The organism is Arthrobacter sp. R4, from assembly GCF_051365025.1.
Taxonomy (GTDB): domain Bacteria; phylum Actinomycetota; class Actinomycetes; order Actinomycetales; family Micrococcaceae; genus Arthrobacter.
In genome coordinates this window covers 1-11,924 of record NZ_JBLWIJ010000018.1, presented here as the reverse complement: position 1 = coordinate 11,924, position 11,924 = coordinate 1, and the positions used below count along the sequence as shown (strand labels likewise).

Genomic DNA, 11,924 nt, shown 5'->3' with positions numbered 1-11,924 from the left:
TTGTTAGCGTCACACGGACATTTCATCATCAGCCACGGACAATTTATGAAGCCCACGCTCGAGCCGGTCCGCAATGGCGTCCAGCTGGTCGAATTCGGCGTCTGTGGGAGTCCATCGGGCCGCGGCAAGGTTGACGCGCCAGCGGCCTTCACCCGTGCGAAGGAATTCGTCGTGGCTGCCCAGCAGGGGCGTTCCTTCGTCCAGGTAGTGGCGAAGAGCTGCGGCTTCGTGGCCTTCGGGAGCCTGCCCGCTGGCTTTGAGGATCCGCCACCACGGCACGCCGCTGCCGTAGTGGCTCATGACAGCACCCACCTGCCGCGGTCCGCCTGCTCCCAGCAGTTCGGCGATGTCGCCATAGGCAACGACGGCGCCCCGAGGCACCAGCTCCACCACGGCCAGCACCGCCTCAACATACTCCGTCCGCATGGATCCAGCGTACCGGTGCCAGGGGTCCGCTTAGCCGATGCCGTGCCCACCCTAGCCCCGCACGATACGAAATCCCGGACCCGCCGAGGGCGCTGCCGCAGACTGTCAGTGCCGGCCGCTAGCGTGGGAGCATGAGCACTTGGAACACCCTCCCCCGCGCAGCCTTCGACCTCGAGACCACAGGCCGGAACTCCCGCGCTGCACGCATCGTCACGGCGTCGGTGACCGTCGTTGACCACCAGGGGGATGTCATCAAGGAACACGAATGGCTGGCAGACCCAGGGGTCGAGATCCCCACCGAAGCAAGCGACGTCCACGGCGTCACCACCGAGCAGGCAAGGCGTGAAGGCAGGCCAGCGCATGAGGTGACCAGGGAGCTCGCCACCGTCCTGCAGGAGCTTTTTGATGCCGGCGTTCCTGTGATTGCATTCAACGCCAGTTACGACTTCACCGTGCTGGCGGCCGAATCGGCGAGGTATGGCGTGAAGCAGCTGAGCCGGTTCCCGGTCCTGGATCCCTACATCATGAACAAGCAGGTGGACCGGTACCGGAAGGGCAAACGAACGCTGACCGCCCTGTGCGAGGAGTATGGGGTCAACCTGGACAACGCCCACACCTCCGCAGCGGATGCCCTGGCCACGCTCAGGGTGCTGGATGCGATGGCGGGCAAGTTCCCCAAGCTGCGGATGCCGGCCAGCCAGCTTCATCAGCTCCAGGTGGACTGGGCCGTTAGCCAGGCAGCTGATTTCCAGGGATACCTGCGGAAGACCAAGCCTGCAGCCGTCATCGAAGGCGACTGGCCGGTGCTACCGCCGGAAGATGCCAGCCGCGGCGACTTCTAGCTGCGAGCTAACTCACACTTATTGCCGCCTACGGCATGGAAGGCTGGGACCAGCCGGTGATTCGGCGATGGCGGCGGCGACGAGCCCAGCCAAGGGCCCCCGCTCGGCCTGGCCGATCAATATTCGGCTAGACGTGCGCCTGACCGTCCCATCTTCACCTATCCGCCGATTTAGTCCTTAGTGAGATGATTAAGTTTTGCGGTCCCCTGCCCTGAGCGTCAGTCCCCTTGACGCGGCAGACCCCCGGCGAGACGTGTGCAGCTGTGCGGCCGGGATGAACTTATGACTCAGATGAAAGTGACTACCTGATGAAATCGAAAGCCATGAAATGGCTGACCAGCGTTCCTGTGGCTATCGCCCTGGCCGCCTCCCTCGCGGCTTGCGGCGGGGCTTCCTCACAGCCTGCCGGCACCCCTACGGACGCCCTGGCCGGCAGCGATCAGCAGACGCTGGACAAGTACACCACCGCTGATGTCACCCCGATCGACCAGATCGACAAGGCCAAACTTGGGCTGAACACCGAAGGCAAACTTGAAGTGGGCACGCTCTCCGATGCCCCGCCGAACATCTTCCTTGACCCCTCCGGCAAGTTCACGGGCTACGACAACGAGCTGCTGCGCGCAATAGCCGGCAAGCTTGGCCTCGAGGTGGAGTTCGTTGCCACGGACTTCTCCGCCCTGCTCTCCCAGGTCCAGAACAAGCAGTTCGACGTCGGATCGTCCTCCATCTCCACCACGGACAAGCGCCGTGAAAACGTCGGCTTCACCAACGGTTACGACTTCGGTTTCATGGCTGTGGTGGCCAAGACCGACGGCGACGTCAAGGGCTTCGCAGACCTCGACGACAGCCTCCGCATCGGAGTAGTCCAGGGCACCGTCCAGGATGACTATGTCACCAACACGCTGAAGCTTGAACCCATCCGCTTCCCGGACTACAACACCGTGTACGCCAACGTCCGCAACGGCCAGGTCGACGCCTGGGTTGCTCCGTCGCAGCAGGCCACCGGCCAGGTCAAGGAAGGCGACGGCACCGTCATCGCCGAATCGGTTGTCAACACCCAGAACTTCACTGCGTACGCCGTGAACAAGGACAACAAGCCGCTGATCGATGCCCTGAACTCGGGCCTTGATGCAGTCATCGCAGACGGAACCTGGTCCAAGCTGACCAAGGAATGGTACCCGGACCGCGAAATGCCGAGCGACTGGAAGCCGGGCAGCAAGGCTGCCACGGTTCCCCAGAGCTGATCCGGGCCGCTGCCCCTATGGACACACTGGAACAACTTGCCGACACCTTCTTCAACTGGGGTGCCATGGCGGAGGTCCTGCCGTCCCTGATCATGGTTGGCCTGCCCAACACGATTATCCTGGCAGTGACCTCTGCTGTCCTGGGCTCCTTGCTGGGCCTGGCGCTTGCCCTGATGGGCATTTCCCGCAACGCCGGGGCACGCTGGGTGGCGCGCATCTACACGGACATCTTCCGTGGCCTTCCGGCCATCCTGGTGATCCTGGTGATCGGGATAGGCCTCAGCCCGCTCGCCCGTGAGCTGACCGGCTCGAGGAACCCGTATCCCTTGGGTGTCCTGGCGCTGACGCTCATCGCCGCCGCGTATATCGGTGAGATCTTCCGCTCGGGCATCCAGAGCGTGGAGAAGGGGCAGTTGGAGGCGTCCCGGGCGCTGGGGTTCAGCTACGGCAGTTCGATGCGCCTGGTGGTGGTACCGCAGGGCATCCGTCGGGTGCTGCCTGCTTTGGTGAACCAGTTCATCTCCCTGCTCAAGGACTCTTCGCTGGTGTTCATGCTGGGCCTGGCCGCCTCCGAGCGCGAGATCTTCCGGATCGGAAACGACGCCATGGCCAACTCGGGGAACCTCTCCCCGCTGGTGGCCGCTGGCCTCTTGTACCTGATCCTTACTGTTCCGCTGACCCACTTCGTGAACTTCATCGATAACCGGCTCCGTACGGGCAGGCCGGAAAAGAAGGAACCGGACGAGTTGGCAGCACCTATCGGCAAGGGGGCACAGGCATGACCGAATTTACCTCCGGCACCCTGACCGGCAAGAACCTGCACCTCTCGTTCGGCCACAACCACGTGCTCCGCGGCATCGATCTCCATGTGGAGAAAGGCACCACGGCTTCGGTGATCGGCCCGTCCGGCTCCGGCAAGTCCACGCTGCTGCGGGTCATGAACCGGCTGATCGAGCCGGACCAGGGCGATATCCTCCTGGACGGCCGCTCTGTCCTGAAGGACAACCCGGACGAGCTGCGCCAGCGGATCGGCATGGTGTTCCAGCAGTTCAACCTGTTCCCGCACAAGACCGTTGTGGAAAATGTGTCGCTGGCTCTGCGCAAGCTCCGGAAGCTGCCCAAGGACCAGGCGCATGCCGAGGCCTTGGAGCAACTGGACCTCGTGGGGCTAAAGCATAAGGCTGATGCGCGCCCGGCCAACCTTTCGGGTGGCCAGCAGCAGCGCGTGGCGATCGCCCGTGCCCTCGCCATGAAGCCCGAGGTGATGTTCTTCGACGAGGCCACGTCCGCATTGGATCCCGAACTCGTCAAGGGTGTCCTGGCATTGATGGCGGATCTCGCCAAGGGTGGCATGACCATGGTGGTAGTGACCCATGAGATGGGCTTCTCCCGCAACGTTTCAGACACCGTGACGTTTATGGATGCCGGCGTGGTGGTCGAGTCGGGTCCGCCCGAACAGATCTTCAGCTCCCCCGGCACGGACCGGCTCAAAGGCTTCCTCTCGGACGTCCTCTAGCGGCACCCACAGAAAATCCCCGCCTTCCGGACTTATCCCCCTTGCTTGCAGCGGGGATTTGTCCGGGAGGCGGGGATTTTTGGTTTTAAAGAACGACGCCGGAACTAGCCTTGCGCGGCGGCGGCTGCCTTTGCGGCGGCAGGGAGGGCGTCGAAAATCCGGTTCATGGCGGCGTCGTCGTGGGCGGCCGAGAGGAACCAGGCCTCAAACACGGAGGGCGGCAGGTAGAGCCCGGATTCCAGCATGGAGTGGAAGAAGGGCGCGTAGCGGAAGGTTTCCTGGCCTTGGGCATCGGCGTAGTTGTGGACGCCGGTGGCCGACGTTCCGAACGCGACCGAGAACAGGTTTCCGGCGAACTGGATCGAGTGGTCCACTCCGGCGGAGTCCAGGGCCTCGGACAGCGCCGAGGAAAGTTCGAGCGACCTCGCATCGATAAACGAGTAGACCTCCTGGGTGGCGTGGGTCAGCGTGGCGACGCCGGCGGCCATGGCTACCGGATTCCCGGACAGCGTTCCGGCCTGGTAGACCGGGCCGACGGGAGCGAGGTAATCCATGACGTCGGCACGCCCGCCCAGTGCCGCCGTCGGCATCCCGCCGCCGATCACCTTTCCAAAGGTGAGCAGGTCAGGGGTCCACGGCTCGGCAGCATCGGAGGCGCCGCCGGTGAGGCCCCAGTAGCCGGAGTAGCCCGTCCGGAATCCGGTCAGCACCTCGTCGACGATCAGCAACGCGCCGTGTTCGCGGGTGATGCGGGACAGGCCCAGGTTGAACCCCTCGGCGGGCGTCACCACCCCCATGTTGGCCGGGGCGGCTTCGGTGATGACCGCGGCAATGTTGGCGCCGTGGGTCGCAAAGGCGGCCTCGACGGCGGCGAGGTCGTTGTATGGCAGGACGAGCGTTTCAGCGGCGGTGGCTTCGGTGACGCCAGCCGAACCGGGCAGCGCCAGGGTGGCGACGCCTGAACCGGCCGCGGCGAGGAGCCCATCGAGATGGCCGTGGTAGCAGCCTGCGAACTTGATGATCAGGTTGCGTCCGGTGAATCCACGCGCCAGGCGGACGGCCGTCATAGTGGCCTCGGTGCCGGTGGACACCATCCGGACGCGTTCCGCGGCCGGGACGCGTTCCTGCACGATGGCTGCAAGGTTGGCCTCATCCGGCGTGGAGGCGCCGAAGGACAGGCCGCGGTCCACTGCGGCATGGACGGCCTCCAACACGGCGGGGTGCGCATGGCCGAGGAGCGCTGGGCCCCAGGAGCAGACCAGGTCAACGTATTCTTTACCGTCGGCATCGGTGAGGTAAGGGCCGCTGGCGGATACCATGAACCGCGGGGTTCCGCCGACGGAGCCGAAGGCCCGGACAGGAGAGTTCACGCCGCCGGGCATCAGCCGCCGGGCGCGGTCGAAGAGTTCCTCGTTGCGAGGATTGCTGGAAGTCATGGTTCCTATTCTTTCAGTTCGCCGGCACGTGAGTTACCGAGCAGTTCCGACACGCGGGGCGCCACCGCCGTGCCCATAAGCTCGATGGAACGCATCATGGCCGAGTGCGGCAACGGGCCGCTGCTGTACTTGAGGTCAAATCGGTCCACACCCAGGTCCGCCTTCAGCCGGACGATCTTGCGCGCCACGGTATCCGGCGACCCCACGTACAGGGCACCCTCCGGGGCGCAGAGGGCGTCGAACTCCGGCTTCCCGGCTGGTCCCCAGCCGCGCTCGGCGCCGATTCTGTTCCGCAGTTTGAGCCAGTGGGGGAAGAACTCCTCCCGGGCCTGTTCATCGGTCTGCCCCACATGGCCGGGCGAGTGGGTTGCCACCTGCTGAAGGGGGTGTCCGTACTGGGACATCGCCTCCCGGTAAAGCTCCGCCAGCGGGCGGAAGGCGCGCGGCTGGCCGCCGATGATGGCAAAGATGATGGGGTACCCGTACTGCGCGCAGCGAAGGACTGATTCGGTGGTCCCCCCGACGCCTATCCATGTAGGCAGCAGGTGGTGTTCCAGCGGCGGGTAGACGCTCAGGCCGTGCAGCGCCGGGCGGGTCCGGCCCTCCCAGTGGACGGGCTGCTGGGACCGTACCTTGTCGAACAGCTCAAGCTTCTCCTCGAACAGGACCTCGTAGTCAGCCAGGTCCAGGCCGAACAGCGGGAATGATTCGACGAAGGACCCGCGCCCCAGCATCACCTCAGCCCGGCCGTTGGAGAGGGCGTCAACGGTCGAGAACCGTTGGAATACCCTGATGGGGTCATCCGAGCTCAGGACCGTGACGGCAGATCCGAGCCGGATTTGGTGGGTCCGGGCCGCTGCGGCTGCGAGGAAAACCTCCGGGGCGGAGACGGCGAAGTCCTTGCGGTGGTGCTCCCCCACGCCAAATGCGTGGAGTCCGACGGCGTCAGCCAGTTCCGCCTGCTCGAGCAGCTGGCGCAGCACTTGGGCGTGCGGCTGCGGGCTGCCGTCCGGATTCTCGCCGACGTCGCCAAAAGTGTTCAGTCCCAGCAGGATCCGGTCAGCGGCTACCGGCGCGGTGGGACCCGCGGTCGGGGAAGAAGCCGGCTGCGAAGTCACCGGGTTTCCTTCAGCCAGCCGGCGAGCTCTGCAGCCCAGTAGGTCAGCACCATGTTCGCACCGGCCCGCCGGATGCCCAGCACGGACTCGGTGATGGCGGCACGGCGGTCGATCCAGCCGTTGGCCGCGGCGGCTTCGATCATCGCGTACTCCCCGGAGATCTGGTAGGCGGCCACGGGAACCGGGCTCATGGCGGCGACGTCGGCCACGATGTCCAGGTAACTCATGGCCGGTTTCACCATCACGATGTCAGCCCCCTCGGCGAGGTCCAGTTCCACTTCCCGGATGGCCTCGCGCCGGTTTCCGGCGTCCATCTGGTACGTCCGCCGGTCGCCTTTCAGCTGGGAGTCAACGGCTTCGCGGAAGGGACCGTAGAAGGCGGAGGCGTACTTGGCTGCGTAGGCAATCACCGCGGTGGTGCTGTGCCCGGCTTCGTCCAGAGCCTGGCGGATGGCTGCGATCTGGCCGTCCATCATTCCGGACGGGCCCAGCATATGGGCGCCGGCATCGGCCTGTGCCACCGCCATCCGAGCGTAGATCTCCACGGTGCGGTCGTTGTCTACGTATCCGTCGGCGTCGAGCACGCCGCAGTGCCCATGGTCGGTGAACTCGTCCAGGCAGACGTCACTCATGATGACCAGGCCGTCACCCACTTCGGCGCGGACGTCCCGGATGGCCTTGTTCAGCACACCGTCCGGTTCCAGTGAGGCGGTGCCCTCGGCGTCCCGGACCGCCGGAATGCCAAAGAGCATGATGCCTCCGAGTCCCAGCTCAACGGCTTCGGCGGCAGCGCGCTTGAGGGTGTCCGTGGTGTGCTGGACCACGCCCGGCATGGACGTGATGGGGTTGGGTTCGGTGAGCCCTTCCCGGATGAAGGCCGGCAGGATGAGCTCGGCCGGGGCCAGCCGCGTTTCCGCGGTGAGCCTGCGCATCGCCGGTGTAGTGCGGAGGCGTCGGGGCCGTTGATTGGGAAAGCTCATCGTGTGTCCTCCACAGGTGGTCCGGGTTGGGTCGGGGAATCCAGGGCTTCGCAAACCGCGGCAACGAGTCCGGCGGGGGTGGGCTCAGCCGCGACGGCTGCAACATCGAGTCCGAGGGCTGAGGCTTCGTCCGCCGTCGAACGTCCGATCGCGACCAGCCGGCAGTCCCGCAGCGGGGAAAGTGCGGCACGAATGCGACGTACGGCGCTGGGCGAGGCCGCCACAACGGCGTGGAGCCGGCCCGCCGCAATCTGGGCCCGGGCGGCTTCCGTAGTCAGCATCGAGTACGACGGCGGCACGGCCACGCGTGCTGCGGTGCTGTTTTTCCCGGGGTCGGCAGCCAACGGATCGACGGCCAGCCTCCGTTCTGCATCCGCCGGGAAATCGACGGTCTGGTAGGCAATGACGACAGTGACGGACGCTCCTGAGGCCCTCAGCCCGTCAGCGAGGCGCGGGGCCGCGATATCGGCCTGTGGCAGCAGCACCCGGCCGGCCCCGGCGGGCCACACGTCAAGCAGTCCGGCTGCTGACTGGGCAGCCGCCGGGGTGAGTGCCACGGGAACGCCTGCGGATTCGAGCATCCCTTTCGAGGCCTGGCCAATGGCAGCCACCTTGGTAGTGGCTGGCAACCAATCGCTGAGCGTCAGGCCACGCTCGGCGGCTTTATCGCGCAGGACGTGGACCGTGGTGGCGCTGCTGACCACCAGCCAGTCGAAGGCCCCGGCAGCCAGCGCGTCGCAGGCGACGTCCAGGGAGTGCTGGTCCGCGGCTCGCTCAAAATCAATCAGCGGCAGCAGCAGCGCCTCGGCACCCGCGTTCTCAAGTGCCGCGACCAGCGTCGGCGACCGTTCCGGGCTGCGGGTGATCAGGACCCGGGCGTGCGCGAGCGGCTGCAGGTCCTGCTGGGAACTTTTGTCCTGGCCCGCCATGTCAGGCCGTCCCGGGGAGTGTATCCACGGGCAGGTCAGGAGGCGTGAAGGTCTGCGATGTCGGCGGCGCCGCCGGCAAGGAGGACCTCGGCCAGTTCGATGCCAAGAAGCGTGGCCCCTACTTCGGTCAGCCCGTCAGTAGCCCGTTTGTCGCGGACGGACGCCGTGCCGTCCACGGCGCACACCACGGCTTCGAGGTGCAGCATGCTTCCCTTGCGGTAAGCGTAGGCGCCCACTGGGGCAGCGCAGCCGGCCTCAAGCCTGGCCAGCAGCGCCCGCTCGGCGGTGACGGCAAGCCTCGTGTCGGGATCATCAAGTGCCGCGAGGGCCTGGGCGAGGACACCTTGGGAGCCTTCCGTTGATCCCGCCTTACGGGGAGCATCGGCCGTGCGGCATTCAATCGCCAGCGACCCCTGTCCGGCGGCCGGCAGCATAACGTCGGTTTCGAGGAATTCGGTGACGGCGTCGAGCCTGCTGATGCGTTCCAGTCCTGCCGCAGCCAGGACCACGGCGTCGAGGTCGCAGGACTTGCCTGGCACAACCTGGTCCGTTACGTTGCCGGGAAGACCGGGCACACGGCCAAGGCGGGTATCCACGTTGCCGCGGATGTCCAGGATCTGCAGGTCCGGCCGCGCAGCACGGAGCTGGGCAGCGCGTCGCGGTGAGCCGGTGCCAACGGTGGCGCCCTGCGGCAGGTCGGCAAGCTTCAGTCCGTCGCGGGCGCAGAGCACATCGCGGACATCAACGCGGCGGGGCGTCGCCGCCAGCGTCAGGCCCACGGCCGCGCCGGTAGGCAAATCCTTGAGCGAATGCACGGCGACGTCGCACTCGTTACGCAGGAGGGCTTCGCGGAGGGCAACAACAAAAACGCCCGTGCCGCCCATTTGCGACAACGAACCCGTGAGGACATCGCCGTCGGTCCTGACGTGCACCAGTTCCACAGGGAATCCGCCGACGGCGGCCAACTGGTCCGCGGTCTGCTGTGTTTGCGTCAGGGCGAGCTTGCTGGCCCTGGTCCCGATCCGGACGGTCACTGGGCGCCTGCTCCCCCGGCCGGTACGCCAGAGGCGTCCGGGTACGGATCGTGTCCGGTGCCAACCGTGGTGTCCGCGCCAGCGATGGTGGGCTTCTCGCCACGGAAGTTGGCGCAGCAGCCGGGCCGGCAGACGTCATACCACGGGCCGAGGCCGGTCACCGCCGGGCGGTCGGCGATGTTGTGGGACTGCGTCCGCTCCGAAATGAGGTCCACCAGCCCGTTCACGAACTTGCGGTGGGTGCCGGGGGTGGGCACCCTCGTAGCGGCCAGGCCCAGGTTGCGGCAGGTTTCCAGGGCTTCGGTGTCAAGGTCCCAGACAACCTCCATGTGGTCGCTGACAAAGCCCAGCGGAACAATAACGATTCCCTTGATTCCCTGGCCGGCCAGTTCCTCGATGGCATCGTTGATGTCGGGCTCCAGCCACGGCACGTGCGGGGCGCCGGAGCGCGACTGGTAGACAAGTGACCATGGTGCGGTAAGGCCTGACTCGGCCTCTACCCGGCTGATGACGGCGGCGCCGGTGGCGAGGTGCTGTGCCACGTACGCCGAACCTTCTTCGAACTCGCGCGGCTCGGCGTCGGACCGTCCTGCCGCCTCGGCGTCCCGCGTGGGAATGGAGTGCGTGGCGAACAGGATGTGCACGGGGGCATCGGGCGTGCCCGCGGCGGCCAGCTGCGCGCGGACGTCGGCCAAGCCGGCGGCGGTGCCTTCAACAAAGGGCTCCACAAAGCCCGGGTGGTCGAAGTACTGGCGCACCTTGTCCACCTCAAGGCGGCCGTCCAGGCCGGTCTCGGTCAGTGCCATGCCGATGTCCTCGCGGTACTGGCGGCAGCTGGAGTAACAGGAGTAGGCACTCGTGGTGATCATCAGCAGTTTGCGGTGGCCGGCGTCGTACGCCTGCTGCAGCGTCTGGGGGATGTAGGGGTCCCAGTTACGGTTGCCCCACAGTACTGGCAGGCCGATTCCGCGGGCTGCCAGTTCGGCTTCCAGGGCTGCCTTGAGTTCGCGGTTCTGCTGGTTGATGGGGCTGATGCCGCCGTTGGCCCGGTAGTGCGTGGAGACTTCTTCGAGCCGCTCGTCAGGGATGCCACGGCCGCGGGTGACGTTGCGGAGGAATGGAATGACGTCGTCCTGGCCCTCGGGACCGCCGAAGGAGGCGAGCAGGACGGCGTCGTAGTCCTTCGGAGCCATCCGGCCGGCTTCGGTGACGGGGTTGACCGCCGTCAGGGTTGAGCCTTCCTGGCGATGTGACGGGGTCATGCGAGGACCTCGGCGATCTCCGCTGCAGAGATGCGGCGGCCTGTGTAGAACGGGATCTCCTCCCGGACGTGGTTCCGGGCCTCCGTGGCGCGCAGGTGCCGCATCAGGTCCACGAGATCCACGAGTTCCGGTGCTTCCAGGCCCAGGATCCATTCCCAGTCGCCCAGGGCGAACGACGAAACGGTGTTGGAGATGACCTGGGGGAAGTCGCGGCCCAGCATGCCGTGGTCGCGCAGCATCTTGCCGCGCTCGGCCTCGGGCAGGATGTACCACTCGTAAGAGCGCACAAACGGGTAGACGCAGAGCCACTCTGCCGGTTCCACGCCGCGCGAGTAGGCGGGGGTGTGGTTCTTGGCGAATTCCGCCTCGCGGTGCACGCCCATGGCGGACCAGACGATTTCCGTTCCGGCGAAGAGTTTGCTGCGGCGGACATCGCGCATCGCCTGCTGCAGGGCTTCGGGCTTGGGGCCGTGGAGCCAGACCATCACGTCGGCATCGGCGCGCATGGCGGAGACGTCGTAGCTTCCGCGGTGGGTCACCCCGGCCTCGGCCAGGCGGGACAGCAGGGCATCGAAATCATCGGCAGCATCGGCGCTGCGCAGGACGTCAGCTGACCGCTTGAAGACAGTCCAGAGGGTAAAAAACTGCTCGGCTGATTCTTCGGTTTTAGTGACAGATTCGGCAGAAGTGTGGCTCATGGTTACCAGTTTGCCCCTTCCTCTTCGCCAAGTCGAAACCGGAGAGTTCTACAAGCCGTAGAAGTGTTCATAATCACATTTTTGGGCAAAGGCCCCGGAGTCAAACCACAGGGCGGCACCTTCAAAGCCGCCGGATGCGGGTTAAGATGAGTCCGGCTGCTCCGGCGGTCGCAACGAGGCCGACGCCGAGCCAGACCTTGGCAGCCTCGGCCGCCGGTTCCGCGGGGGCAGTCATCTCCTGCCGGCTCCGGTCGGCTCCGCCAAGAGCTTGGGGAACCCCGATGCGGGATGCGGCAGCGCGTCCCGGTGCGCCGGGAGACGGCGACGGTGTTCCAGACGGTGTTCCAGACGGTGTTCCATCGGGCCCAACGGCCGGCTGGCCGGCGGCTGGTGCCTCCGCCCCTTCGGCTCCGCCCGCGTCTGCAGCGGTGTCCCCGGA

At 66.2% G+C, this 11,924-nt stretch carries 12 protein-coding genes and 1 pseudogene; 4 read left to right on the top strand and 9 right to left on the bottom strand.

Annotated elements, in window-relative coordinates; translation table 11 throughout:
* Nucleotides 1-9: 9 nt before the first annotated feature.
* Entirely contained in the window at nucleotides 10-426 is a 417-nt protein-coding gene (locus ACLKOZ_RS12835; RefSeq protein ID WP_337350947.1) for an MGMT family protein, read from the bottom strand.
* A 131-nt stretch (nucleotides 427-557) separates the two neighbouring features.
* On the opposite strand from ACLKOZ_RS12835, the gene ACLKOZ_RS12830 reads away from it, so the two are divergent.
* The 4 genes from ACLKOZ_RS12830 to ACLKOZ_RS12815 all read left to right on the top strand — a co-directional run bounded on the left by ACLKOZ_RS12830 (nucleotide 558) and on the right by ACLKOZ_RS12815 (nucleotide 4,028).
* Nucleotides 558-1,268 (top strand): 3'-5' exonuclease, encoded by a 711-nt coding sequence (locus ACLKOZ_RS12830; RefSeq protein WP_337345728.1) that lies wholly within the window; start codon nucleotides 558-560, stop codon nucleotides 1,266-1,268.
* Between the two features lie 308 nt (nucleotides 1,269-1,576).
* Nucleotides 1,577-2,512, top strand: a complete 936-nt coding sequence (locus tag ACLKOZ_RS12825; protein ID WP_337350945.1) for an ABC transporter substrate-binding protein — start codon at nucleotides 1,577-1,579, stop codon at nucleotides 2,510-2,512.
* 17 nt (nucleotides 2,513-2,529) lie between these two features.
* Complete coding sequence (locus ACLKOZ_RS12820; protein ID WP_337350944.1) at nucleotides 2,530-3,294, top strand: amino acid ABC transporter permease; 765 nt, start codon at nucleotides 2,530-2,532, stop codon at nucleotides 3,292-3,294.
* A complete protein-coding gene (locus tag ACLKOZ_RS12815) occupies nucleotides 3,291-4,028 on the top strand; it encodes an amino acid ABC transporter ATP-binding protein (RefSeq protein ID WP_337350943.1) in 738 nt (245 codons plus the stop codon). Before ACLKOZ_RS12820 ends, ACLKOZ_RS12815 begins: the two co-directional genes overlap by 4 nt.
* Before the next feature lie 104 nt (nucleotides 4,029-4,132).
* Here ACLKOZ_RS12815 and hemL read toward each other — a convergent pair whose 3' ends face one another.
* The 8 genes and pseudogenes from hemL to ACLKOZ_RS12775 form a co-directional block, all read right to left on the bottom strand.
* Complete coding sequence (gene hemL, locus ACLKOZ_RS12810; RefSeq protein ID WP_436475503.1) at nucleotides 4,133-5,464, bottom strand: glutamate-1-semialdehyde 2,1-aminomutase; 1,332 nt, start codon at nucleotides 5,462-5,464, stop codon at nucleotides 4,133-4,135.
* Nucleotides 5,465-5,469: 5 nt separating this feature from the next.
* The gene (locus ACLKOZ_RS12805; RefSeq protein ID WP_436475501.1) at nucleotides 5,470-6,582 is read right to left on the bottom strand and encodes an LLM class flavin-dependent oxidoreductase; all 1,113 of its coding nucleotides are present in this window, start codon (nucleotides 6,580-6,582) and stop codon (nucleotides 5,470-5,472) included.
* Complete coding sequence (gene hemB / locus ACLKOZ_RS12800) at nucleotides 6,579-7,562, bottom strand: porphobilinogen synthase (protein ID WP_337345722.1); 984 nt, start codon at nucleotides 7,560-7,562, stop codon at nucleotides 6,579-6,581. The genes ACLKOZ_RS12805 and hemB overlap by 4 nt, the downstream gene beginning before the upstream one ends.
* Complete coding sequence (locus tag ACLKOZ_RS12795) at nucleotides 7,559-8,491, bottom strand: uroporphyrinogen-III synthase (protein WP_436475498.1); 933 nt, start codon at nucleotides 8,489-8,491, stop codon at nucleotides 7,559-7,561. The genes hemB and ACLKOZ_RS12795 overlap by 4 nt, the downstream gene beginning before the upstream one ends.
* Nucleotides 8,492-8,526: 35 nt before the next feature.
* Nucleotides 8,527-9,525, bottom strand: coding sequence for a hydroxymethylbilane synthase (hemC, locus tag ACLKOZ_RS12790; RefSeq protein ID WP_337345720.1), 999 nt, complete (start codon nucleotides 9,523-9,525; stop codon nucleotides 8,527-8,529).
* Nucleotides 9,522-10,787 (bottom strand): ferrochelatase, encoded by a 1,266-nt coding sequence (locus tag ACLKOZ_RS12785; protein WP_436475496.1) that lies wholly within the window; start codon nucleotides 10,785-10,787, stop codon nucleotides 9,522-9,524. Before ACLKOZ_RS12785 ends, hemC begins: the two co-directional genes overlap by 4 nt.
* Entirely contained in the window at nucleotides 10,784-11,485 is a 702-nt protein-coding gene (hemQ, locus tag ACLKOZ_RS12780; RefSeq protein WP_337345718.1) for a hydrogen peroxide-dependent heme synthase, read from the bottom strand. Before hemQ ends, ACLKOZ_RS12785 begins: the two co-directional genes overlap by 4 nt.
* A 121-nt stretch (nucleotides 11,486-11,606) precedes the next feature.
* A pseudogene (locus ACLKOZ_RS12775) lies at nucleotides 11,607-11,924 on the bottom strand (hypothetical protein); the annotation flags it as partial.

Excerpts from the sequence above, each read along its gene's own strand:
- ACLKOZ_RS12820 (WP_337350944.1), top strand. The coding sequence starts at position 2,530 with ATGGACACACTGGAACAACTTGCCGACACCTTCTTCAACTGGGGTGCC.
- hemB (WP_337345722.1), bottom strand. The coding sequence starts at position 7,562 with ATGAGCTTTCCCAATCAACGGCCCCGACGCCTCCGCACTACACCGGCG.
- ACLKOZ_RS12830 (WP_337345728.1), top strand. The coding sequence starts at position 558 with ATGAGCACTTGGAACACCCTCCCCCGCGCAGCCTTCGACCTCGAGACC.
- ACLKOZ_RS12815 (WP_337350943.1), top strand. The coding sequence starts at position 3,291 with ATGACCGAATTTACCTCCGGCACCCTGACCGGCAAGAACCTGCACCTC.
- ACLKOZ_RS12785 (WP_436475496.1), bottom strand. The coding sequence starts at position 10,787 with ATGACCCCGTCACATCGCCAGGAAGGCTCAACCCTGACGGCGGTCAAC.
- ACLKOZ_RS12795 (WP_436475498.1), bottom strand. The coding sequence starts at position 8,491 with ATGGCGGGCCAGGACAAAAGTTCCCAGCAGGACCTGCAGCCGCTCGCG.
- hemQ (WP_337345718.1), bottom strand. The coding sequence starts at position 11,485 with ATGAGCCACACTTCTGCCGAATCTGTCACTAAAACCGAAGAATCAGCC.
- ACLKOZ_RS12825 (WP_337350945.1), top strand. The coding sequence starts at position 1,577 with ATGAAATCGAAAGCCATGAAATGGCTGACCAGCGTTCCTGTGGCTATC.
- hemL (WP_436475503.1), bottom strand. The coding sequence starts at position 5,464 with ATGACTTCCAGCAATCCTCGCAACGAGGAACTCTTCGACCGCGCCCGG.
- ACLKOZ_RS12835 (WP_337350947.1), bottom strand. The coding sequence starts at position 426 with ATGCGGACGGAGTATGTTGAGGCGGTGCTGGCCGTGGTGGAGCTGGTG.